General features: G+C 31.7%; 26 protein-coding genes. 6 read left to right on the top strand and 20 right to left on the bottom strand.

Translation table 11 applies throughout. The features are described 5' to 3' along the window. Nucleotides 1-28 precede the first annotated feature (28 nt). The 5 genes from BMY33_RS20525 to BMY33_RS20545 form a co-directional block, all read right to left on the bottom strand. Entirely contained in the window at nucleotides 29-694 is a 666-nt protein-coding gene (locus BMY33_RS20525; protein WP_091411999.1) for a YggS family pyridoxal phosphate-dependent enzyme, read from the bottom strand. A gap of 75 nt (nucleotides 695-769) precedes the next feature. Next, complete coding sequence (locus tag BMY33_RS20530) at nucleotides 770-2,008, bottom strand: DUF1015 domain-containing protein (protein WP_091412001.1); 1,239 nt, start codon at nucleotides 2,006-2,008, stop codon at nucleotides 770-772. Next, on the bottom strand, nucleotides 2,008-2,634 hold the full coding sequence (locus BMY33_RS20535) for a M23 family metallopeptidase (RefSeq protein WP_091412002.1): 627 nt from the start codon (nucleotides 2,632-2,634) through the stop codon (nucleotides 2,008-2,010). Before BMY33_RS20535 ends, BMY33_RS20530 begins: the two co-directional genes overlap by 1 nt. Nucleotides 2,635-2,671: 37 nt before the next feature. Further along, nucleotides 2,672-3,559: a 3-hydroxybutyryl-CoA dehydrogenase gene (locus BMY33_RS20540; protein WP_091412004.1), complete on the bottom strand. Its 888-nt coding sequence runs from the start codon at nucleotides 3,557-3,559 to the stop codon at nucleotides 2,672-2,674. A 62-nt stretch (nucleotides 3,560-3,621) separates the two neighbouring features. Beyond that, nucleotides 3,622-4,587: a Gfo/Idh/MocA family oxidoreductase gene (locus BMY33_RS20545; protein WP_091412006.1), complete on the bottom strand. Its 966-nt coding sequence runs from the start codon at nucleotides 4,585-4,587 to the stop codon at nucleotides 3,622-3,624. A 144-nt stretch (nucleotides 4,588-4,731) separates the two neighbouring features. Here BMY33_RS20545 and BMY33_RS20550 point away from each other — a divergent pair, with 144 nt between their 5' ends. Both BMY33_RS20550 and BMY33_RS20555 read left to right on the top strand, forming a co-directional pair. After that, complete coding sequence (locus BMY33_RS20550; RefSeq protein ID WP_091412008.1) at nucleotides 4,732-5,379, top strand: protein-L-isoaspartate(D-aspartate) O-methyltransferase; 648 nt, start codon at nucleotides 4,732-4,734, stop codon at nucleotides 5,377-5,379. Nucleotides 5,380-5,389: 10 nt separating this feature from the next. Next, nucleotides 5,390-5,977, top strand: a complete 588-nt coding sequence (locus BMY33_RS20555; RefSeq protein WP_091412009.1) for a hypothetical protein — start codon at nucleotides 5,390-5,392, stop codon at nucleotides 5,975-5,977. Nucleotides 5,978-5,994: 17 nt separating this feature from the next. Here the strand turns inward: BMY33_RS20555 and smpB are convergent, their stop codons facing one another. Both smpB and BMY33_RS20565 read right to left on the bottom strand, forming a co-directional pair. Continuing rightward, nucleotides 5,995-6,456: an SsrA-binding protein SmpB gene (gene smpB / locus BMY33_RS20560; RefSeq protein WP_091412010.1), complete on the bottom strand. Its 462-nt coding sequence runs from the start codon at nucleotides 6,454-6,456 to the stop codon at nucleotides 5,995-5,997. A gap of 92 nt (nucleotides 6,457-6,548) precedes the next feature. After that, nucleotides 6,549-6,905 carry a DUF3887 domain-containing protein gene (locus BMY33_RS20565; RefSeq protein ID WP_091412012.1) on the bottom strand — a complete coding sequence of 119 codons (357 nt, stop codon included), beginning with the start codon at nucleotides 6,903-6,905 and terminating at the stop codon, nucleotides 6,549-6,551. 230 nt (nucleotides 6,906-7,135) lie between these two features. Between BMY33_RS20565 and BMY33_RS20570 the strand changes: the two genes are divergently transcribed. Continuing rightward, nucleotides 7,136-7,888, top strand: coding sequence for a DUF6503 family protein (locus BMY33_RS20570; protein WP_091412013.1), 753 nt, complete (start codon nucleotides 7,136-7,138; stop codon nucleotides 7,886-7,888). Here the strand turns inward: BMY33_RS20570 and BMY33_RS20575 are convergent. The 6 genes from BMY33_RS20575 to BMY33_RS20595 all read right to left on the bottom strand — a co-directional run bounded on the left by BMY33_RS20575 (nucleotide 7,885) and on the right by BMY33_RS20595 (nucleotide 12,468). Then, nucleotides 7,885-8,403, bottom strand: coding sequence for a SixA phosphatase family protein (locus BMY33_RS20575; RefSeq protein WP_091412014.1), 519 nt, complete (start codon nucleotides 8,401-8,403; stop codon nucleotides 7,885-7,887). The genes BMY33_RS20570 and BMY33_RS20575 overlap by 4 nt on opposite strands. A 2-nt stretch (nucleotides 8,404-8,405) precedes the next feature. Continuing rightward, the gene (locus BMY33_RS20580) at nucleotides 8,406-9,533 is read right to left on the bottom strand and encodes an esterase-like activity of phytase family protein (protein ID WP_091412016.1); all 1,128 of its coding nucleotides are present in this window, start codon (nucleotides 9,531-9,533) and stop codon (nucleotides 8,406-8,408) included. A 70-nt stretch (nucleotides 9,534-9,603) separates the two neighbouring features. Next, nucleotides 9,604-10,869 (bottom strand): cellulase family glycosylhydrolase, encoded by a 1,266-nt coding sequence (locus BMY33_RS20585; protein WP_091412017.1) that lies wholly within the window; start codon nucleotides 10,867-10,869, stop codon nucleotides 9,604-9,606. 286 nt (nucleotides 10,870-11,155) lie between these two features. Further along, the gene (locus tag BMY33_RS23935) at nucleotides 11,156-11,281 is read right to left on the bottom strand and encodes a hypothetical protein (protein WP_280139546.1); all 126 of its coding nucleotides are present in this window, start codon (nucleotides 11,279-11,281) and stop codon (nucleotides 11,156-11,158) included. A 55-nt stretch (nucleotides 11,282-11,336) separates the two neighbouring features. Further along, a complete protein-coding gene (locus tag BMY33_RS20590) occupies nucleotides 11,337-11,822 on the bottom strand; it encodes an acyl-CoA thioesterase (protein WP_091412019.1) in 486 nt (161 codons plus the stop codon). A gap of 49 nt (nucleotides 11,823-11,871) precedes the next feature. Beyond that, a complete protein-coding gene (locus tag BMY33_RS20595) occupies nucleotides 11,872-12,468 on the bottom strand; it encodes a TetR/AcrR family transcriptional regulator (RefSeq protein WP_091412020.1) in 597 nt (198 codons plus the stop codon). 169 nt (nucleotides 12,469-12,637) lie between these two features. On the opposite strand from BMY33_RS20595, the gene BMY33_RS20600 reads away from it, so the two are divergent. Next, nucleotides 12,638-14,605, top strand: coding sequence for an endonuclease (locus tag BMY33_RS20600; protein WP_091412181.1), 1,968 nt, complete (start codon nucleotides 12,638-12,640; stop codon nucleotides 14,603-14,605). Nucleotides 14,606-14,611: 6 nt separating this feature from the next. On the opposite strand, the gene BMY33_RS20605 is transcribed toward BMY33_RS20600, so the two are convergent. Both BMY33_RS20605 and clpB read right to left on the bottom strand, forming a co-directional pair. Further along, entirely contained in the window at nucleotides 14,612-15,262 is a 651-nt protein-coding gene (locus tag BMY33_RS20605) for a hypothetical protein (RefSeq protein ID WP_091412022.1), read from the bottom strand. 210 nt (nucleotides 15,263-15,472) lie between these two features. Beyond that, complete coding sequence (gene clpB, locus BMY33_RS20610) at nucleotides 15,473-18,073, bottom strand: ATP-dependent chaperone ClpB (RefSeq protein ID WP_091412023.1); 2,601 nt, start codon at nucleotides 18,071-18,073, stop codon at nucleotides 15,473-15,475. A gap of 305 nt (nucleotides 18,074-18,378) precedes the next feature. Here clpB and ytxJ point away from each other — a divergent pair, with 305 nt between their 5' ends. Then, entirely contained in the window at nucleotides 18,379-18,774 is a 396-nt protein-coding gene (gene ytxJ / locus BMY33_RS20615; protein WP_091412025.1) for a bacillithiol system redox-active protein YtxJ, read from the top strand. Here ytxJ and BMY33_RS20620 read toward each other — a convergent pair. The 5 genes from BMY33_RS20620 to fahA form a co-directional block, all read right to left on the bottom strand. Then, nucleotides 18,771-19,217: a group III truncated hemoglobin gene (locus BMY33_RS20620; RefSeq protein ID WP_091412026.1), complete on the bottom strand. Its 447-nt coding sequence runs from the start codon at nucleotides 19,215-19,217 to the stop codon at nucleotides 18,771-18,773. The genes ytxJ and BMY33_RS20620 overlap by 4 nt on opposite strands. An 11-nt stretch (nucleotides 19,218-19,228) precedes the next feature. Then, nucleotides 19,229-19,513: a hypothetical protein gene (locus BMY33_RS20625; RefSeq protein ID WP_091412028.1), complete on the bottom strand. Its 285-nt coding sequence runs from the start codon at nucleotides 19,511-19,513 to the stop codon at nucleotides 19,229-19,231. A gap of 80 nt (nucleotides 19,514-19,593) precedes the next feature. Beyond that, nucleotides 19,594-20,193 (bottom strand): Crp/Fnr family transcriptional regulator, encoded by a 600-nt coding sequence (locus BMY33_RS20630; protein WP_091412030.1) that lies wholly within the window; start codon nucleotides 20,191-20,193, stop codon nucleotides 19,594-19,596. Nucleotides 20,194-20,222: 29 nt separating this feature from the next. Beyond that, nucleotides 20,223-21,410 carry a hypothetical protein gene (locus BMY33_RS20635; protein ID WP_091412032.1) on the bottom strand — a complete coding sequence of 396 codons (1,188 nt, stop codon included), beginning with the start codon at nucleotides 21,408-21,410 and terminating at the stop codon, nucleotides 20,223-20,225. 102 nt (nucleotides 21,411-21,512) lie between these two features. Beyond that, nucleotides 21,513-22,793, bottom strand: a complete 1,281-nt coding sequence (gene fahA, locus BMY33_RS20640; protein WP_091412034.1) for a fumarylacetoacetase — start codon at nucleotides 22,791-22,793, stop codon at nucleotides 21,513-21,515. 204 nt (nucleotides 22,794-22,997) lie between these two features. Between fahA and glyA the strand changes: the two genes are divergently transcribed. Further along, the gene (gene glyA, locus BMY33_RS20645; protein ID WP_091412035.1) at nucleotides 22,998-24,272 is read left to right on the top strand and encodes a serine hydroxymethyltransferase; all 1,275 of its coding nucleotides are present in this window, start codon (nucleotides 22,998-23,000) and stop codon (nucleotides 24,270-24,272) included. Nucleotides 24,273-24,448: the final 176 nt, after the last annotated feature.

The raw sequence follows: 24,448 nt of genomic DNA on the forward strand, positions 1-24,448 counted from the left end.
GATTTATTTTAATCTAAAGTACTATTTTTTAATGACTATAATTTCTGGCTCCAAAAATAGAACTTCCAATACGAACCATAGTGCTGCCGCAATCAATAGCTAGTTTATAATCACCACTCATCCCAATTGATAATATTTTAAACTCTGGATTATCTACTGTAAGCTGGTTATAAAGAGATTGTATTTTTTTGAATTCTTTTATGATTTGTTCTGTGTTATCAGTAAAAGTTGCCATTCCCATTAAGCCTTTTATTTTCACATTAGCTAATGACTTTATTTCTTCAGAGTTTAATAATGCTATCGCATCTGTTTCACTAAGTCCAAATTTACTATCCTCTTTGGCTATTTTGATTTGCAAAAAGCAATTAATTATTCTGTCATTTTTAGCAGCTTGTTTATTAATTTCTTTTAGAAGTTTTAGGCTGTCTACAGCATGAATAGTGTCGACATAAGGTGCCATATATTTTACCTTATTAGTCTGAACATGACCAATCATGTGCCAAATAATATCTTTAGGCAACTCTTCCCATTTTTGGGTCATTTCCTGAATTTTATTTTCTCCAAAAACTCGTTGTCCTGCTTGGTAAGCTTCCATTAAGTCAGATACAGGTTTGGTTTTAGATACGGCAACAAGTGTTACCTTTTCAGGAATTGTATTTTGTATTTCTTTTAGGTTTTCCTCAATAGAATTCATAAGGACCAAAGATACCTAAAATTACAAAATTAAATCGCTAATCATATGTAAGTAATTATACCTTTTGGACGAATTTTAGAATTCGTAAATAGTAATACCACTTCTTAGTTTAGGTTCTATGTAGGTACTTTTTGGAGGCATTTTTAATCCTTGATCTGCTATTTTTTTCATTTGATCTACAGTAGCAGGAAATAATCCAAATCCTACTTCAAATTCTTCCTGATCAATTTTACTTTTTACGTAAACAATACCATTTTTCCCGTGAGAATACTCTATTCGAGTATCTGTTCTAAGGTTTTTAATACCTAAGATTGGATCTAATACTGTTTTAAATAAAATCTGAGCATCTAGTTCTTCTAATGCATCTGTAAATTTATAAATAGTTTTTCTGAGATAAAGTGAATAAAATTCACCATCCAGATACATACTAAAATGATGAGGCTTAGAAGGCTTGTAGACCTCGATTCCTCGATTTTCTATTCTGAACCATTCGTCCAAGCGAATTAAAAATTCTTCCTTGGATAATCCATTTAAGTCTTTAATTAATCTATTGAATTCATAAATTCTTAGATCAGATTCGGGAATTAGATAACTCATAAAGAAGTTATAAGATTCCTTACCAGAATGTGTATTGTTATTTGAGGCTAAATCTTTTGCCAATAGAAAAGAAGAGGCCGATCGATGGTGGCCGTCAGCAATATAAATCGTTTCCATGGTCTGGAAAGCAGATTGTATTTGTTCGATATAATCTTTGCTATCTACTTTCCATAGATAATGTGTGTCTCGGTAGGTAGTTGTAAATTCATATTCAGCTCTTTCAGTACTTACTTTTTTAATTATCCTAGCGATTGAATCATTATCGGGATAGGTTAGAAGTACTGGTTCTGCATTAAACCCTACGGTTTTTAAATATTGTTTAAAAGTACTTTCTCGATCAGTCAGTGTATCCTCATGCTTTTTGATGATATCATTTTCATAATCTTCGGCACTTGCTGCAGCAATTATACCACAGAAAGATTCTTGTTCTCGATTCACGATTTTATAGACATAGAAACAAGGGGTTTCATCTTGCTTGAAAATCTCATCTTCTTTAAATTCCAAATATCTATTGCGCACTAGTTTGTATCGTTCATCTCCTGAGATTTCTTTATGATATTTATAACCAGGATTCACAATGTGCAAAAAAGAATATGGGTTATAATCCATTCTAGAATCTCTTTCCTCTGGAGTATAACTTTGGTAAGATCGTGATGCAATCAAGCTTACTTTATCTCTTGTAGGACGAACTGCTTTAAATGGATGTATTTTAGCCATTAGTTTTCTTTTATAAATTTTGTAGGATCTATATATCCTTTTACATCTTCAGAATATCCGCCACCAATGTCCATAAAGATATCATCTCTTATCTCTAGATGCAAATGTGCATAATAAATACCATCGGCATTTCCGATAGTAGCAATTAATTCTCCTTTTTTAATAAAATGACCTTCTTTTACTTTTATGGTCTGACAATGCGCATATACGGATTCATAATAATTGCCTTTGTATTGATGAATAATGCGTATCACATTTCCCCAACCACCACCAATATCATCTGCAAACGAAACATATCCATTTGCTATAGAGAATATAGCATCTCCAAGATCAGAATTACCACCACCAACGCCATTCCAATCATCTCCTAAATGATTATTTTCCGTAAACTTCTGAGCATTGTAATATCCCTTTGTATTAGGTTTTCCTACAGGGAAATCAAAATCTTTAGCAATGAATTCTTTGTGCTTTTTGAAAAGCGAGTCGTACTTGGTATATTTATTTTGAACTTGAATTTTAGTTTTTAAATCATTTACATCTGAAACATCATTAGAAACTACAATAAATTCTTTTTTACATGATAAAAACAGTAATAGCGTTAAAGTAATTGGCAGATATATCTTCATAATACAATCATATCTTTTACTTCCAATTAATTATTGACTATACAAACTGTTTAGCTACATTTTCTGCTTTTCGACTTTCTGAGTAATCATAAAAACCTTCACCGCTTTTTACTCCAAGCTTTCCAGCCATTACCATATTTACTAACAATGGACAAGGAGCGTATTTGGGGTTTTTGAAACCATCATACATTACATTAAGAATAGAAAGACATACATCTAATCCAATAAAATCTGCCAATTGTAAAGGTCCCATTGGATGCGCCATTCCTAATTTCATAACGGTATCTATCTCAGAAACTCCAGCAACACCGTTATATAAAGTTTCGATGGATTCATTAATCATAGGCATTAGTATTCTGTTAGCTACAAAACCTGGATAATCGTTAACCTCTACTGGAACTTTACCCAATGTCTTAGACATTTCCATAATAGTATTAGTAACTTCATCTGATGTATTGTATCCTCTAATAATCTCCACCAATTTCATGATAGGTACTGGATTCATAAAATGCATTCCGATAACCATATCTGGTTTCTTTGTAACTGCCGCAATTTGAGTAATTGATATAGAAGAAGTATTTGTAGCTAGAATAGTATCTTCTGAACAAGCTTCACTAAGTTCTCTGAAAATTTTTAATTTTAAATCAATATTTTCAGTAGCAGCTTCAACAACCAGACCTGCATATTCTACACCTTCTTTAATGTTAGTATATGTAGATATATTACTAAGAGTAGTCTCTTTGTCGGCTTCAGAAATTTTCTCTTTAGCAATCATTCTATCAAGATTCTTAGTGATAGTTGCTAATCCCTTATCTAAAGACTGTTGAGAAATATCAATTAGTTGAACTTTAAAACCTTTTTGTGCAAAAGTATGGGCAATTCCATTCCCCATCGTTCCGGCACCAATTACTGCTACGTTTTTCATGAATTATAGTTATTGTGATTCACCTCTATGGTGTATTTATGTTTGTTTATGCTTTCTTGTTGTTAGTGTTTAAAACACCCGATAATCTGTAAAGCTACTTCTAATGCTTTTTTACCTTGCGTCAAGGATACAATAGGAGTAGTGTTATTATTAATAGCTTCTGCAAAAGTGTCTAATTCGTCCAATATTGCATTATTGGAGGGAACTTCTGGGTTATCAAAATAGATTTGTTTTTTTACACCTTCTGCATTTTGTAGAATCATATCGAAATCACCAGGTTTTTCTGGAGCATCTTTCATTTTAACGACTTCACATTTCTTCTCAAAGAAATCTATAGATATATAGGCATCTTTTTGAAAAAATCTTGCTTTTCTCATATTTTTTAAGGAAATACGACTAGCCGTAAGATTGGCAACACATCCATTTTCAAATTCAATACGGGCATTTGCGATATCAGGAGTCTCACTAATTACGGATACTCCACTAGCACTTATATGTTTTACATCAGAATGTACCACACTTAATATAGCATCTATGTCATGAATCATTAAATCCAGAACAACTGGAACATCAGTTCCTCTAGGATTAAACTCAGCTAATCTGTGTGCTTCGATGAACATTGGATTATCGATTTTTTTCGAAACAGAAGTGTATGCTGGGTTAAAACGTTCCACATGACCAACTTGACCTTTTATATTGTGAGTCTTGGCTAGTTCTATTAACTTTTCCGCCTCTTCAACTGTATTGGTAATTGGTTTTTCTATAAAAACATGTTTTCCTGCTTCGATAGCTTGTTTTGCAACTTCAAAATGAGCGAAAGTTGGTGTTACGATATCTACGACATCAACAGCTGCGATCAATTCTTCTACAGAGCTGAATAATTGATAACCAAATTCTTCTGCAATGGCTTTTGCTTGTTTCTCACTGGCGTCATAAAAACCAACCAGTTCGTAATTTTTAGATTGTTTCAGGAGACGTAGATGAATTTTTCCAAGGTGTCCTGCGCCAAGTACTCCGGCTTTGAGCATAATTCAAGATTTTACACAAAAATAGTATTATTTATAATTTATAAATCTTAATTCTGTCTAAAATATAAAATAATCATTTTAATGCTCAAATTGTTCGTTATTCTTTAAAATCTTTATGTAATTTTAGCCTGTTAATCTACCCTAATGAAATCTAGAGATACATTAAAACACGCTGGAAAAAGAAAACAGTTAGTCGATGTGCTAATCGACAAAGGAATTAAAGATGAATATGTTCTTACTGCTATACGTAAGATACCTAGACATTTATTTATGGATTCGGGTTTTGGTGATCATGCGTATCAAGATAAAGCATTTCCAATAGGCGCTGATCAAACTATTTCTCAGCCTTATACTGTTGCTTTTCAGTCAGAATTATTGGAGGTTGAACGTGGTGATAAAGTATTAGAAATAGGTACAGGATCTGGTTATCAGACTGCCGTTTTGTGTGAACTGGGCTGTAAGGTATATAGTATAGAAAGACAACAAGAATTGTTTAAAAAGACAAAATTGTTCTTACCTAAATTAGGATATCGACCTAAACATCTATCTTTTGGAGATGGATATAAAGGTTTAGAAGAATTTGCTCCTTATAAAGGTATTATAGTTACTGCAGGTGCTCCTTATGTACCAAAACCTTTGCTGGCACAATTGGAAATAGGAGGCAGGTTAGTAATTCCGGTAGGAAATGATCCTCAAGTAATGACTTTATTTATTCGCAAAAGTGAAACCAAGTTTGAAAAACATGAATTTGGAGAGTTTCGCTTTGTACCTTTATTAGAGGATAAGAATTAGATTTATTGTAATGAGGAAATTAGAACTTTGTATCTTTCCAATTGTTACTGTAATTGGAATATTTATTTACCTCCTTGATTGGCCTTTCGGAAATGAATTGATCATTTTATCACTATTTGGACTTTCTTGTTTATACTTTTATTTTGGTTTTGCTCTTTTTAATAATGTTTCTTTTCGAGAAATTTTCAAAAAAGAATCTTATAAAAATGTTTCTACAAAAAGAATTATTGGTGCAATAGCTGCGGGATTTTCGATATCAATTGTATTGTTAGGAATGTTGTTTCGGGTATTCCGTTGGCCGTTTGGAAATCAACTATTAATTATTGGAGTCAACTTTCTGAATATTGTTTTTATCATTGGATTCGTGAAGATCATAAAGGAGAATAGAACTTTTTACAAAAGATTACTTATAAGGGTAGTTTTTTATGCTATTTTAGGGTATGTATTTCTATTGCTACCTTCTTATGCCTTTTTGACATTAAAGTATAAAAACCATCCTGATTATATTGAAGCGGTTAAACAATTAGATCAAGATCCAGAAAATCTAGAATTACAGAAAAAAGAACAGATAGAATATGATAAAATGATAGGAGAATAATCTCTATTACGGGAGTATTACTTATAGTCCTTTTTAATTCGATCTAGAGCACGCTTATTGTCTCGATCTTTTATGGTTTCACGCTTGTCATAAAGTTTTTTACCTCTAGCAAGGGCAATATCTAATTTAGCTAAACCTTTATCATTTACAAACAATCGAGTAGGGATAATCGTAAGACCAGAATTTTTAACTTCTTTCTCTAATTTTTTTAATTCTTGTTTGTTTAGTAATAACTTTCGTTCACTTTTAGGGTTGTGGTTAAAATAGGTAGCGTGAGAATACTCTTCAATGTTCATATTAATAACAAATAGTTCCCCATTGTTATGAAACTCACAGAAACTTTCTGCAATACCAGCCTTTCCTTCTCTAATTGCCTTTATTTCTGTTCCTACAAGTTTAATTCCAGCGGTATATTTATCCAAAAATTCGTATTCGAATTTGGCTTTCCTATTAAGTATGTTGATTTTGTTTTTATTCATAATTTGTGCTCATCAAAAATAGACGAGGAGTACAAAAATACAAAAAGCTTTCCCTAAAGAAAGCTTTGTCATTTATATTGTAGTAAAATTTTTTAAGGTTCCTGAAATTGTATAGTAGCAATTTTACCATCAGGGTTTAGTTTTAGTTCCATTACTAGACTGATATTGTCAAAAGCGGCAGTATAACTATTAATCCCTTCTGCAGATTCGATAAAAGTGAGGTTGTTTAAGTTTCCGAATTGAGAATGACATCCTTTAATAAAACGAGTAACTCCCTCTTTTGTCATTTCTTCCTGCATTTCAGGAGCATACAAATCAAAAACAGCATCGATATCCTGTGCATTAAAGTTTTCTTGAAAAGCTTTTGTTGTTGTTTCGTAAGCAGCGGCATCCTGCGCTAATATTGATTGTGTAGTGATACAAACCAAAAGGAGTAATGTATATTTCATAATATTTATAGAATTTAGGGATTGCAAAATAATTATCTTTTGGAAAATTCAAAAAAAAATAAACTTAAAATTAGATAACTTTATGAAAGTTTTACTTATCAGACTCGGCTAAAGGTGAAAGAAATAAACATTATTACACTTGATAATAATACAGTGTTTTAGTTTAACAAAATAATTAGAATTATTGATAGTGTAACAGCTATTTTAGACCTTAAGTTAATAAATAATTTATGAAAAAGTTTTTATTTTTAGTTGGATTATTGTTTTTAGTATCCTCTGCTACCGTTGCTGTACAAGATAATGTACAACAGATCGTGGATAAAACCATAGAGAATGCAGGAGGAACAAAATTTGACAATAGTAGTATTCGTTTTTCTTTTAGAGGAAAGGAGTATAGAAGTGTACGAAGTAATGGAAAATATCAATTAGAGAGAGTAGTTTTTGGAGATAATGGTATGACTCACGATATACTGAATAATCAAGGTCTTTCGAGATCTATTGAAAGTTGCAGAGTTAAAGTTGTAGATTCAATGGTAACTAAAATAAGTGATGGAGTAAATTCAGTTCATTATTTTGCTAATTTGCCTTATGGATTGAATGCACCTGCTGTTAATAAAGAATTAGTTGGGGAATCTAAGATTAATGGTTCGTCTTATTATGAGATCAAAGTTACGTTTGATCAAGAAGGAGGAGGTACTGATTATGAAGACCAATTTATGTACTGGATTCATAAAGAAAATTTTACTATTGATTATCTAGCTTATAAATATGCTGTCGATGGAGGAGGAATTCGTTTTAGAGAAGCATACAACGCAAGAGTGGTAAACGGAATCAGGTTCGTTGATTATAATAATTACAAAGCAAGTAACTTGTCTACTCCTTTATCTAATTTAGATTCAATGTTTGTAAATGATCAATTAAAATTATTGTCTAAAATAGAACTTGATGATATTTATGTTTATGAAGAGCATAATTGTTGTTAATCAATATTAAGAACAGTGTCCGTTATAACATCTCCGGTAACTTTAATAATAAAAAGCTTAGTATAATCTTTTTCATCAATAGCTTTGTGCTTCTCCATTCCCATAATTTTATTGACGAATGTTGGAGTAGTATTACTATGTCCCACAATTACTGAAGTTTTTCCAACGGTTTCTTTTTGAAATTGATTATCATATAATTTTCTTGGATCATAAATAGATACTTTGATATTTCTATCTTTTGCTATTGGAGAAGCTGTTTGTTTCGTTCTCAAGTAATCAGTACTATATACAAGATCTATGTTAATGTTTTTTAATATGCGTACTAGATTTTCTGAACGTGTCTTACCTTCTTCTGTTAGATTAGGGTTTCTATTACTTGGGTCACTAGTATCTTTTTCAGAATGTCTAACTAAGATATATGTCGTTGTATCTTTATTATCTTTAGTTTCCTGAGCAAAACTGGAAAAAGAAACAATAACGAATAATATAATGGCAGAAATATATGTAGTCTTCATAACTATTTTGTTTTAAGTAGTTCTAGTAGTATCAATTGATTGATTTGTTCAGAAATTGGATTAAAATTATTATCAGAAATTAATAATAACGATTGATTTCCATTAGCTAATATAGGGCCAAAAGTAATACCTTCTATATTATCAACAATTTGATCCGTCAATTGGTCTCGAACTGTTTCGAAATCAAAAAGTAATTTTTTAGTAGCTAATTGATACTTCTTATTTTGTAGAAATTCAAATTTTAGAGTGTTAGTTGCTTCTTTTATATCAGCTAAATAAATTCTTACTGTATTTCCTTGTGTTCTATAACCAGCAGAATATCCTCTTTCTATGACAAGAAATTGTGATTTGTTAAGCTGTAATATCCCTGTGATTCCATTTACGCCGAATTTTCCTTTAGGGTCTTTAGCGAGTTTATCAAGTGGATAGGTAAATTGAAAATCAGCTGTTTTTATTTTTGTATTAAAATGAGTAATTCTAACTGGAGCTCCAGGTCTATCAAAGGAGGGTTCTTCTCCATCAAGTTTTAAAGGTAACTCCATAGCAGCCCAATATCCTTTGTTGTCGATATCATTTACTAATCCTTCAAAAACACCATTATGTCGCGGTTTGTTTTTTGAATCTGTATTGGTTAGGAAATAGGAGGGAAGTAGAAGTTTATTCTTATAATTTCCCATTGCATCAGTAATAAAAATTGCTGGATCATAATTGTTTTTTATGGAGCCTTCACTACTAAATATGAATTCATTTTCATTATACATTCTAATATCTTCTAAATCTGCAATATTGCTATGTAAGAATTGGCTGTTTGGATCTTTAATTTTAATTAGTTGATCTATTACTATTTTATTAAATTTATTTTTTTCAAAAGAAATTTTTGCCTTATAAAACCTAGGGTTTTTTGCATCATCACAGACCAAATAATACATGTTTTGTTCTTCTTGATATTCAATACCGGAAAGACCTCCAATCTTACTCTCTTCGAAAATAGAATCATTGTAAATTACATATTCATCTAGATACTTTATTTTAAATGAGCTACTAATAGTGTTATTAGAAATACTTGCGCAAGAAACTAAAGTCTCAATGATTAATATTGCAAAAATGGAACGTAAAATAATATACTTCATATAAATAATAAAGCCTCTAATATAGTTCTTAGAGGCTTTACTGGTAAAATTTTATAATATTTTTATGAACCTAATGTTTTACAAATTTAGTAGTTGTAGTGGTATTATTAGAACTTACTTTTAAAATGTAATTACCAGAATTTAAATTGTTTATATTGACTTCTGGATTGTTCTTATTTACATCTTTATGAAAAACAGATCTTCCGTTCATATCAAAAACTGTAAGGTCATCAATGATAATGTTAGAATTAATTGATAGAATATCTTTAACAGGGTTTTGATTCAATGATAATTTTTCATTATTAATAGTAAAATCATCAATACTTAATGTTGCTGCTCGCGATAGTAAATGATTTCTGATAAAAATACCAGATGTAGTTAGATTACCATTTGTCAATCCTTGTACTCCCATGCCAGGGCTCACAACGCAAGAATCTTCTGGTTTATGAGAAACTGTCCAATTTACATAACTGATATGATTATCAATCATAAAGTCTAACCAAACTTGTGATTCTTGTGGATTGTATCCTCCGTTTCCGCTGGCATCCGTTGTGCCCCATTCAGTTACAAATAGAGCAATTCCACTATTCATAGCTGCTAACGCGCGATCTCTTAAAAATTGTTTATGTGTATTAGCATAAAAATGTAAGGTATACGCTAAATTAGGGTCCCCAGTAATTGGGTTTGCAGCTGCTTGGTCAACATCTTGCGACCAAGTAGGGCTTCCCACAATGATTAAGTTGTCTGGATCTTTAGAACGAATACCTGCTATTACATCAGCAGCATAACTCTTAACATCACTCCAAGATTGATTTATAGGTTCATTATAAATTTCATAGATAACGTGATCATTATTCCCATATAACTCTGCCATTTCGGTAAAGAAAGCTACAGCCTCATCTTTATATACTTCTGCTGCATGGGTGTGCCAATCGATGATAACATAAACACCTTTCGCTATGGCTGCGTCTATAACAGTTCTAATTTTAGCTTTTTGCACCGCGGTATTATCTATATAACCAGTTCCACCATCCCAATCTTCTTTAACACCAAGGGCGGCTCTAATGATTGGATTTTTCCAATCATCAGCTAAATGATTTATAGTTTGACTATTATAAAAGTCACCACCATCTCCTGCATTACTCCAAAATAGACTCATTCCTGCTAGACTTATCTTATCACCATTTTCTGCAGTAACGTGGCTTCCATTTACTTGTAATCTTCCATATCTTTCTACAACCGTTTGAGCGTAGCTAAAAGAATTGAAAATTAGAAAAAAGGAAAGTATTGATATTGATAATGAAAATTGTTTTTTACGTGTAAATTTGAGTTTCATAATTTTTGATTTGGGAGATTAATAAACCTGAAAAACACTAGTTAATCAGATTTTACGGGAACGAAGGAAATAACCGTTTAGTATTGAAAAGTGTAGCTTTTCGATAAAATAATAATTAATTAGGTTGAAAAAATAAAACTGAATCGGATGGGAGAGAATTTTCTGCTATGCCAAAATACAACATTGTAGATATTAAAAAGAGCTCTGTTATAGAAAACAAAGCCCTTTTTAATTATATAATCTACAAATTATATAATTAATATTTTGTAAGGAGTGAAAAATAAAATTATTCAAATACTCCTAATTTCCAGGCAACTATTGCCATGGATAATACTGCGATTACAAAAAAGGCAATAAAAAAATATGAACTCCTCTTCTTTTGAGAGGAGCCAAGATCATCAGAAGTCTTCATAATGGTTAGATTTTGTTGATTGATGTATTTATAAGACTCCATTAGAAACTATATGTTACACTTTTTGTGGTTTTAGTTCGGAAATTCTTTGATTAAAAGTGTTAGCCTCTATTGGATTTAATACAGAATTAAACAATTCCATTAGTTCAGGAGTATGATTCCATCTTTTTTGTTTTAATAAATTGAAATGAACAAAAGAGCTCCACATAACAGCTTTTAACTCTTTTTTATTGTGATTCCACATTCGTATTTCTACGTGTAGTTCATTTTCTGAAAATGATATAAGTTGAGAATCAATAATGACGTCTTCCATTAAGAGTGCAGGTCGCAAATATGCAATTTGATTACTACCTACAACCCAGCTTACACCTTGTGTTTGAGCCATTTTGAATAGATCTAAATCGTAATGGTTAATTATTTGGTCTTCTCTTGCGTTAATCATGTAATTAATGTATTCTGCATTATTAAGGTGATTGAATGGATCGCAATGCTGAAACCTTATTTTTGCTTTACTTTCTAGTGTTTTTGGTAATATTGTCATAATATTTTTTATTTTATACCAATTGGTATATTTTTGTTTAAAAAAAAGTTTATAGTTTTAATTCATTTTGAATCATAGTGTCTATCTGATCCATTGTTTGTAATAAATAACTGTTATCCTCCATAGTATGTGTCATAAATATTGCACCAATAATCATAGTATATAGCCTTTTGGCATATAGCACAGAATCAATATCTTGTTTTATTTCTTTAGATTGTTTTCCTTCATTAATAAGTAGAGCAACATTATTTTGAATTTTATCAATGGTGTATTGAACATATTTAAAAAGGGGACTGTTTTGGTGTTTAGCATCAACTCCCATATTAAGAATTGGGCATCCTCCTAGTTCTTGACTGTAATTATAATAGTTTCGATAAAAATCCGTAATAAGAAATAATTTTTCAATTGAAGAATTACTAAGTGTTTGATGGTCTGTTATACGCCTTAACATACTTTTTACAGTCATAGTAAATGCTGCAATAGCTAATTCTTCCTTGTTTTTAAAGTTTCCATAAATTGCGCCTTTAGTTAAACCAGTTGCCTTAGTAATGTCGCTCAGACTTGTTGCTGCATATCCATTCTTATTAAAAATAGGAGCAACGGTTTGAACGATAAATTCAGTTGTTTTTTCGGCTTTAGTAAGCATTTATAAAAAGTTATGCATCAAATATATATAAAATATACCAAATGGTATATTTTAAAATTTGTTTTTAACATTATATTTTAATTTTTTTCATAAGATCTAACTTTTTAATATAAAGATAACCTAGTGGGCTAAGTATTATACCTATATTGTAATGCTAATTTTTATGGTTATGAAAAATCTCTACATTTTTGTTTTTATATTACTTTTTGTACAATTTTCTTTTGGTCAGCTTGTAATTAATGAATTAGATGCTGATACACCTAGTACAGATACTCAAGAATTTATAGAATTGAAATCCGATGCTCCAAATTTTTCTTTAAATGGGTTTGTTGTTGTTTTATTCAATGGTTCGACAAGTGGAGGAGATGCAAGTTATTTTACATTGGATCTTGATGGATATACCACAGATGCTAACGGGGTTTTTTTAATTGGTGGCCCTGAAGTTTCTCCAGTACCTGATGTTTTGTTATCAGAGAATATTATACAGAATGGGGCAGATGCAGTAGCTATTTATATAGGAAATGATACAGATTTTCCCGAAGGAACTATTGCAACGACTACTAATTTGTTAGATGCACTAATTCATGACACGGATGATGCTGATGATACAGGCCTTATGACTTTATTGGGGGTTATGGAACAAATCAATGAGGATGAGAATAATAATAAAACTACAGAATCCATCCAACGTAAGGATGATGGCACATACGAGGTAAAAACTCCTACTCCAGGAGCACTTAATGATGGAAGTGGTACTCAATTTAATGGTATTTTGATAACTACTTCTTTTGATCAATATAATGAAGGAGACAATGTAGATATCGTATTTACGACAGAAACAAATGTAACGAGTGACCTTACCTTTGATGTTACACTAGCGAATGAAAGCTTTACAATGGCAGATTATTCAGGAAACACTTCGGTAACTATTACCGCGGGAACGAATACGGTGACTAATACAATTCAACTGATTGATGATGTGGATGATGAAGGAGATGAAGTTTTGAAAATTACTTTTGGTACGATTCCATCAGGTTTTATTCGTCTTAATGATAATAAAGAACTACGAGTTATAGATAACGATTTCACTGTAGCTTCTTGGGGAACACCTTTAAATCCAACTTTTGGTAATGTAGCCAGTACGGCACCAGTAGATTATTATAATTCTTTAGAAGGTTTAGCAGATGCGGCTTTGGTTCAAGCTATTCAGGATATTGTAGCTGATCCAACTACAGTAAGAACACATTCGTATGCAGATATTGTAGAGATTCTAGGTAGTGCAGATCAAAGTCCAGAAAACAGTAATCAAGTTTGGCTATTATATACAGAACAACAACGCCCTAAATTAGATTTTGCAGGATTAACTGATATAAATGAAACTTGGAACCGGGAACATACGTATCCTAGATCTAGAGGTGAGTTTCAAGATTTCAGAGATTTTGATGATATAGCTGATGGTATTTCTGGTTTTGTCACAACAAATGCAGATTCATTACGTCATGCTAATTCTGATGCACATGGTTTAAGAGCTACAGATTCTAATGAGAATAGCTCTAGAGGAAATCAGCATTATGGAGAATACAATGGCCCAACAGGCAATCTAGGTAGTTGGAAAGGTGATGTAGCTCGAGGTATTTTTTTCCTTGTAACTAGGTATAAAGCACTACAAGTTGTTAATGGTTTTCCGGACGATACGGATAGTACAATATCTGAACTTGGAGATTTGGCTACGTTATTAGATTGGCATAGAAACGATCCTCCGGATGATTTTGAAATGAATCGTAATAATGTTATTTATAATTGGCAATTCAATCGTAATCCTTTTATAGATCAACCAGATCTAGCAGAATATATATGGGGTAATAATGCAGGACAAGTATGGTCCAATACTTTGTCTATAGATGATAATGAAATAAATAGATTCTCATTATATCCTAATCCTGCTAATAGTTATATTATGATATCTGCAAAAGGAAAACGCGGAGATTTAGAAGTGTTAGATACCTTAGGTAATGTTTTGGTTGAACAGCCTTTTGAAGAAATAACAAAAGTTAATCTAAATCTATCCGCAGGGGTTTACTTGGTAAGATTTTATTATGATGATACTTCTGTAATCAAAAGAATTATTTTAAGATAATTCTTGTTAGTTTTTACCTAAACTGCTATAAATAATATCATCAGATACTATTTTTGCAATGCTTCTTGGCAGTTCGCAGGCATCTACTATATCTAAATCTTGATATTCTAAAAGAATGTAATATTTTTCTATTATTCTACCGGATTGATCACAATCTGTAGTTTGATTTCGTACATAGTTGGTTCGAGGGTTTTTAGTTCGATTACTTCTGGTTTCGAAATCCTTGAATTGACATTTGATAGGCTCAAAATTATCAAAATAAAATCGTTCTTCTAAGGTTAATACAACATCTATTTTTTCAATTCTCTTTTTTCTGTTCTTTTCGTAGTCTTTGTATTTTACTTTATGAGTTGAGAATTCAAAAAATAGTTGATCGTCCCAAATGTAATATTCATCTTTATAAGAGACATGCCCTTGTGTGTATTGATGAATAATATGCTTTAATTCGCGACTATTATAATAGAAAGTGATCATACCCTTTTCTAAAGATTCTTCACAAGTATAATCTGTATGATATTGCCTAAGCGTATTACTGTCTACAAGTTCTCTTATAAGAGAATACTTACTCTTAATATCAGCAAGATTCCCCTTTTGATTTTGACCAAAAGTGAAGGTGAAAGAAAGTATGCAAAAGTATAATACTAAAGTTGGTTTCATTAAGAAGCAATTTACTCAAAAGTTTATCTTTTGTAAGAAATACTTATCAACCATGTAAGAATATGCTTGTTGATAACTACGGTAAAACCATAAATTATTGATTTAATGATAGGTTATGCTATGTTATTTTTTTCTTAATGAATAGAAAAAGAGCTTGTTTTTAACAAAAAACAAGCTCTTTTTTTTAAGATTTAATTAACACTAGTAGCGTTATAGGACTAGGTCGGTTTGATTTCTAAACACTAAATTGTTGTCAAACTCGTCTAGTAATATAATACTTTCTGTGGATATTTTCCCTGCGAGGATTTCTTTAGATAACGAATTCAACACTTCTTTTTGTATAGTACGTTTTACCGGTCTGGCACCAAACTCCGGCTGGAATCCTTTTTTCGATAAAAAATTAATAGCTTCATCTGTAGCATCAAGAGTTATGTTTTGTTCCTTTAACATCTGAGATACATTTCTTAATTGCAATTTTACAATTTCTTTGATATGTGTTTCACTTAATGGAGTAAACATTATGATATCATCTATTCTATTTAAAAACTCAGGACGAACTGATTGTTTTAATAACCCTAGAACTTCAATTTTAGCACTTTCCATAGCAGTATCTACATCTTTCACTGCTTCAAACTTTTGCTGAATAATATGACTTCCCATGTTACTAGTCATAATAATAATAGTATTTCTAAAATCAGCCGTTCTCCCTTTATTGTCTGTTAAACGACCTTCATCCAATACTTGTAATAATATATTGAAGGTGTCAGGATGTGCTTTTTCAATTTCATCTAACAATATTACAGAATATGGTTTTCTTCTAACTGCTTCTGTTAATTGTCCACCTTCGTCATATCCAACATATCCAGGAGGAGCTCCTACTAATCTACTTACTGCGTGACGTTCTTGGTATTCACTCATATCAATTCTGGTCATTGCACTTTCATCATTAAAGAGGTAATCAGCCAAAGCTTTTGCTAATTCTGTTTTACCCACTCCTGTTGTTCCTAGAAAAAGGAAAGATCCAATTGGTCTTTTCTGATCTTGTAACCCTGCACGACTTCTTCTTACGGCATCACTTACAGCTTGTATGGCTTCAGTTTGTCCGACTACTCTATTTTGCAATTCTTTTTCTAAAACTAAAAGTTTTTCGCGATCACTTTGTAACATTCTTGTTACCGGAATCCCCGTCCATTTAGCAACTACTTCGGCTATATCATCATTGGTAACTTCTTCTTTTATCAATGAAGATTTACTTTGTTGTTGATTAAGTTGTTCTTGTAGTATTTCTAATTTCTCCTGAGAATCTTTAATTTTTCCATAGCGTAGTTCTGCAACTTTTCCATAGTCTCCATTTCTTTCAGCTCTTTCTGCTTCAGATTTATATTCTTCTATATTTGTTTTAGTATTTTGAATAGCATCTACAACTTCTTTTTCGCTCTGCCATTTAGAAAAAATCTCATTTCTTTCTTCTTTGAAATTTGCAAGATCGGCATTTAGTGATTTCAATTTAGACTCATCATTTTCACGTTTGATAGCTTCTATTTCTATTTCTAATTGCATAATCTTACGATCTAACGCATCCAATTCTTCTGGTTTAGAATTAATTTCCATTCGAAGTTTAGAGGCAGCTTCATCCATAAGGTCAATCGCTTTGTCGGGTAAAAACCTATTGGTGATGTATCTTTGAGAAAGTTCTACAGCAGCAATAATAGCTTCGTCTTTGATTCTTACTTTATGATGAGCTTCATATTTTTCCTTTATTCCTCTAAGAATAGAAATCGCACTTTCAGTATCTGGTTCGTCAACAATTACTTTCTGAAATCTTCTTTCTAGGGCTTTATCTTTTTCGAAATACTTTTGATATTCATCAAGTGTAGTCGCTCCAATAGCTCTTAATTCTCCTCGTGCTAAAGCTGGTTTCAAAATATTTGCAGCATCCATGGCTCCTTGACCACCTCCAGCACCGACTAGTGTATGAATTTCATCAATGAATAATACAATATTCCCATCACTAGAGGTTACTTCTTTTACAACAGCTTTTAGTCGTTCTTCAAACTCTCCTTTAAATTTTGCTCCGGCAATTAGAGCTCCCATATCTAATGAATATATCTGCTTTTCTTTTAAGTTGTCTGGTATATCACCAGCAACAATTCGATGTGCTAATCCTTCTGCAATAGCTGTTTTACCTGTACCAGGTTCTCCAACTAACATAGGATTGTTTTTTGTTCTTCTTGATAGAATCTGTAAAATTCTACGGATTTCTTCATCTCTACCTATTACAGGATCTAGTTTGCCATTCTCTGCTAAATCATTGAGATTTTTCGCATATTTACTCAAAGATTGGTAGGTTTCCTCAGCACTTTGGGAAGTTACACGTTCTCCTTTTCTGATTTCATTAATGGCTTCTTTTAGATGTTTTTCGGTGACGCCTTGGTCTTTTAGGATTTGACCAATTTTACTTTTAGATTTAAAGATTGCAATTACTAAATGTTCAATGGATACATATTCATCTTCCATAGATTTAGCAATAATACTAGCTTCATTTAAAGATTTTCCAGCCTCACGTGATAATTGAATATCTCCGCCACTTACTTTAGGGAAACTTTCTAACGTACTATCTAATACTTGTTGTAATATGTTGATATTAACATTCAATTTTTTCAAAAGAAAAGGGAGTACATTTTCATCTACATTAAATATGCCTTTAAAAATGTGTTCATTCTCAATTTGTTGATGGCCATAACCTTGAGCAAGTTGTTGAGCTTGCTGGATAGCCTCTTGTGATTTTATAGTGAAATTATTAAAATTCATCTTTTATTTTTTTTGTGTTCAGATCTACCTTAGTCGACGGTTAGGTAGGATTAACTATTAAACTTTTAGTCATAATAAACTAATAAGTTTAGCTTATTTCATATCTGTTTGTTTTCATCTTTTGAGAGGATAAATCAAATAATATTCCCATTCTGAAAACAGGTCAAAATGTCTGCAACAGGGCTATTTTTACTGACTTTTTGACTTATTGTAAAGTTACAGATTCTATTACGACAAAGAATGATAAATGTCAATTATTAAAAATCATTTAATTAAGTTTGTAATGATTTTAAGAAATTAAGTATATGGGATTATTTGGAAAAATTTTTGGATCAGAAGATAAAGAGCCTAAAGAAGAAAAACAGGCTTTACCTTGGCAAGAATTGAAATCGATAGATCAGTTAGATAAAATAGCTGAAGCTTCTGTTAGTAAAACACAGGCTATTTTTAAACATTCTACTCGCTGTGGTATTAGTAGAATGGTGATTAGAAATTTTGAAAGTAGTTTTGATCTTTTGGAAAATCAAGTAGACTTGTATTATCTGGATTTATTAAATCATAGAGATATTTCTTCAGAAATATCTGCAAAGTTTCAGGTATATCATGAATCTCCTCAATTTATTGTTATCAGAAATAAAGAAGCGGTTCATCATGCCTCTCATAGCGCTATTACTCCGCAAGTTTTGCATCAGTTTGTTTAAAAAACGTTATTGTTATTTTCGTTAAGAAAAGGACATGTAGTTTTTTGTGATATTCTAGATTCATACATTTTTATGAATAGGTGTGTAGACATCTTTCTTGCTCTTCTTTTAGCAGTTTGGGCTTTTTCTCCTGTATATAATTCATCAATTGTTGCAAACCATAAATTTAGCCAGATACCAAAATGTTTTTCGGTTATTTTACCATGAAAAGCTGCATCAACTTTTTGATGTAATTGGATAGGGTTCCCTTTATACTTGGCAACAAATAATAGATTGGTTTCCCAGAAGTCAGTTAATCTATCAAGGTGTTCATCCCAATTGCTTATTGTTTGATTAAAAATGGGGCCTAATATGTTCTCCTTTCTTATTTTAGTATAGAACTGTGATACTAGGTCATAAATATCTTTTCTGGTTTCTATATCTCTTTTTTTTATTGGTTTCATAACACTTTTTATTATGAATAATATCCAAAGTTTAATAGCACTAAGAGTGCATTAATTGTTAGGCTCGCTATCAATAAATTAAAAACAAATTTCGGCTTCATTTGTGCTAGAATAGAGGCATTAAATGTCATGCAAATAATAACACAAACGGTTAATTGAATTACTTGCATTGAAGATCGTTCTTGCATTAATATATACATCGCAGCTACCGATCCTAAACAGCTAGACAAAATGATCATTAATGGGATATATGCCATATACATTTCTCTAAAATCTTTTAATAATTTGGAGTACATAACGTTTTGTTTTGAAGTTATGTTCAAAGATATTTCAGGAAATAGTGTTCAGTTTATGACCTTGATCATAAAGAAAAAAGTTATCGGTATATTTTTCTGTCTTTAATTAATAATTCTCCTTTTTGTTCTAGTTTTTTAACGGCTCTAATGACGGTTTCAACCCTTAAACCTGTTAAGTCTGCTAATTGTTGGCGAGTGAGTTCTATTTTATAAAGCGAAGAGGCCGTAGTAGTATTTTGATTATTTTTCTTGAAGTAATCTAAAATTCGGAGAATTCTATGTTCAGGTTCTTGTGTTGAAATTTCAGAAACCATCATAGCTTTGTAATATAATCGCAATGCTAATGTACTTGTAAACTTATGATGAATTAAAGGGTTCTTTTCTAATACTTTCAGAAATTTGTCTTTCGGTAACAACCATATTCTTGCATCGGTAATTGCTTCGGCATTAGCGGGGTATTTAAAATCGGCAAAGAGCGGTGGCTCTCCAAAGCTTTTTCCACTATCGAAAATACCCTGTATATATTCTTTACCATCGTCATTATGATTATTCATCTTAATTTCTCCAGAATATACTTGATAATAATAACGAGGAGTATCACCTTCTTTAAAAAGCTGTTCACCGCGCTTATATTCTTTTAGAACTGCTTCAGCTTCTAGTAAGATGTCTTTAGAGATCATTAAAGATATAATTTTTATAAGTCAAGTAATTAATTGAAACGATATCTTGTTATAATACCTTTTAACTTGTTTTTTAAATCTTGTCCAGAATCATAAACCATTTGTTCATTAGTAGGAAATTGAACTGCTTGTAATCCTAAATAGCGAACTAAATCATCATCCAAAGCTCTTTTATCTCCATTGTAGTTTGCATATACATGTTCAAAAACATATGTGCTCGAAAGAGGGAATGCGTCTAGTAATTGTTTGGTATTAAGGTTTTTATATTGAACGTTACCAACTACTTGTGCTTCTTTAAACTGTATGAACTCATAATATTCACATCGCACAGTTACCATTTTGTCAATTTTAATTTTATTACCTTCTTCATCACGCACAAATTCATCATTTTCGTCTAAAAGATATTCCCACCCATCCTTAATTAGTTTTTCTTTTTCTAATTGTCTTTCTCTAATTTGCTCTGGAGAAATATTTATTTGTCTAAAAGCAACTTCCATTAAATAATCATATTTTATCGATCGCTGAGGTTCATTATGGTATACGGTCCAAAGATCATTTAAACCATAGGTACTAAAATTAAGTAGATCGTCTTCTAATCTTCTAGGTATGATAACATTTGTATTGTTCTTCATAGATACTTTAACGAAATCAGTCCCTTTAAAATGTGCTTCTTCAATTAAGTCGTCTGTGTTTTTATAATTTGGACTTATTTTATTTAGATATACTAAATCATTGTAAACATTACGAAAATCCGATTTTCTTCTTGCTTTAGATAACAATGATTTTGCACTATCATATAGATATGTAGATAATTTTTCTTTAGTATTTATTATTTTTTGATCGTAATTGTCAAAAGTAAAGTTTGCATTACGTGCTTGTTCTACGTGATAAAGAGGTAACAAAGGACGAATTCGTTCTTGTCTATTCTTTAATGTATTATAACAATTATAGATTTTTTCTAGATTAGCAGGATTACCTTCTTTTTCAAGAAAGGTAATAGCATTTATATCGCGATCAACAGCTCTTACGAATGCTTCTTCTAGTATAATAACGTAGTCTTGCCTTCCTTTTTTATTTTTATTTCCTCTCAGTTTTTTTATAGAAGTATTAATTGCTTGATCATAATTACCAGAGTCAAGGTTTTCAAAAGCACCTTTCTTAACTCCGCAAGAAAATGTAAAAACAATAACTAATAATAAAAGTAGAATTCGTTTCATAATGTAATACGTTTGGGGGACACCTATTCAATTTTGATGCCAAAAGGTAATAAAAAAACCTCAAAGTAAATTTTGAGGTTTTTTTATAATATTAGTTTTATTCTATTTTTTGAATACAGGAAGCAATTTTGTGGATACCTCGCCAAATCCAATTCTTACACCACCTTTTTCACAATGGCCTCTCATAATAACGGTATCATTATCTTCAATAAATTTACGGCTGCCACCATCTTTAAGCGGTACAGGTTTTTCTCCTCTCCAGCTTAATTCTAACATAGAACCATAAGAATCAGGAGTTGGCCCAGATATAGTTCCGCTTCCCATCATATCTCCAGAATTTACTGGACATCCATTGATAGTGTGATGAGCTAGTTGTTGAGACATATTCCAATACATATGTTTAAAATTACTTTTAGAAACAATTGTTTCTTTAGCTTTTTCTGGTTGTATTGCAACTTCTAGATTGATGTCAAAACTTTTATCTCCTTTATATTGTAAATAAGGAAGCTGTTCTTTTAGTGGTTTTGGTCCTGCAACACGATATGGTTCTAGCGCATCTAGGGTAACAATCCAAGGTGATATAGAGGATGCAAAGTTTTTGGCTAGAAATGGACCTAAAGGAACATATTCCCATTTCTGAATATCTCTAGCACTCCAATCATTAAATAATACTAAACCAAAAATATAATCCTCCGCTTCGTCAATCGGAATAGGTTCACCAAGATGATTAGCATCTGTAGTAATAAATGCCATTTCCAATTCGAAATCTACTAATCTTGATGGACCGAAAATTGGCTTATCTGTTCCATTGATTAATTTTTGACCTTGAGGGCGGTGTACAGGAATTCCTGATGGAATAATTGAGCTACTACGTCCATGATATCCTACAGGTATATGTAACCAATTAGGAAGTAGAGCATTATCAGGATCTCTAAACATTGTCCCTACATTGGTAGCGTGTTCAATACTACTGTAGAAGTCTGTATAATCTCCTACAGTTACTGGCAATTGCATTTCTATTTCATCTAAAGTAAAAAGTACAATTTTACAATGTTCTTTATTGGTTTTTAATGTGTCATTTTCAGTATCAAAAATTTCAGCAATTCTATTACGAACTAATCTCCAAGTTTTTTTTCCGTCGGAGATAAAGTCATTTAGGGAATCTTGTAAAAATATGTCATCAGTTAATGGAATTTCATCAAAATAACCAAGTTGATGAAGAGCACCAAGATCAATAGCAGTATCTCCGATTCTGGTTCCTATAGTTATCACATCGTCTCTGGTAAGAAACACTCCAAAAGGAATATTTTGAATAGGGAAATCCGTATTCGTTGGAGTTTTTATCCAGGTTTTTCTATTTGGGTTATTTGCAGTTATGGGCATTGTCGTTTTTTTAATAAGTTGTTGGTACTTCTTATGATCAAATATATAATTTTAGAATGTTTTAGATATGTTATTTATGTGAAAGTTAATTAAAAAATGTGATATTTCTAATTGTGAAGAAAATGTTCATATTTATTAATATTCCATTAACTTATTTTAAGGAATGTTCCTATTTTTGGACATCTATTTTATAAAAGAATAAACATGCAACGCGACGAACAAATTTTTGATTTAATACAGGACGAAAAAGAGCGTCAGATTAATGGATTAGAATTGATTGCTTCAGAGAATTTTGTAAGTGAACAAGTTATGGAGGCTGCCGGTTCGGTATTAACAAACAAATATGCAGAAGGGTACCCTGGAAAACGATATTATGGAGGATGTTCCGTAGTAGATGTAGTAGAACAAATTGCAATCGATCGTGCTAAGGAATTGTTCGGAGCCGAATATGCAAACGTACAACCACATTCTGGATCACAGGCAAATACAGCTGTATATCATGCTTGTTTAAAACCAGGAGATAAAATATTAGGGTTTGATCTTTCTCATGGAGGGCACCTTACTCATGGATCTCCAGTAAACTTCTCGGGTAAATTATACAATCCTGTTTTTTACGGAGTAGAGAAGGAGACAGGAAGATTAAACTATGATAAAATTCAGGAAATTGCTACTGCAGAGAAGCCTCAGTTAATTATCGCTGGAGCCTCAGCATATTCTAGAGAGATTGATTATAAGAGATTTAGAGAGATTGCAGATAGTGTAGGAGCAATTCTATTAGCAGATATTGCACATCCAGCAGGTATGATTGCAAAAGGAGTTATTGCAGATCCTATTCCTCACTGTCATGTTGTAACAACTACAACACATAAGACTTTAAGAGGTCCTAGAGGAGGATTGATTTTAATGGGGAAAGATTTTGAAAACCCATTTGGATTAACCCTAAAAAGTGGTAAGAAACGAATGATGTCTTCTTTAATGAATAGTGCAGTGTTTCCCGGAAACCAAGGAGGTCCATTAGAGCATATTATTGCTGCTAAAGCTATCGCTTTTGGAGAAGCATTGACTGACGAGTTTTTACATTATATTATCCAGGTAAAGAAAAATGCAGCTACGATGGCAGATGCATTTGTGAAAAAAGGATATGAGGTAATCTCAGCAGGTACTGATAATCACATGATGTTGATTGATCTTAGAAATAAGGATGTAACAGGAAAACAGGCAGAAGAAGCATTAGGAGTTGCAGAGATTACTGTGAACAAGAATATGGTTCCATTTGATGATAAATCACCATTTGTAACTTCTGGTATCCGTATTGGAGTTGCCGCAGTTACAACCCGTGGATTAAAAGAAGATGACATGCTAACAATCGTTGAATTGATTGATAGAGTAATCAACAATGTAGAGAATGAAGAAGAATTGCATAATATTGCGAATGATGTAAATGCTATGATGGCTGATAAACCGTTATTTGTGGTGTAATATAATTCTTAAAGAGATATATTTATAAAATGCGTGGCCGGATGTCACGCATTTTTTTATAATAGTGATTTTAAGTTTCTTCTTCCTGCAGGAACAGACATATAACCTAGGAAGTGAAAGTATTCTTAAATTTTAAGGTGTCCAGGAGATCCTTAATACTTATTTTGTAATTTCAG

Source organism: Aquimarina amphilecti, assembly GCF_900109375.1.
Classification (GTDB): domain Bacteria; phylum Bacteroidota; class Bacteroidia; order Flavobacteriales; family Flavobacteriaceae; genus Aquimarina; species Aquimarina amphilecti.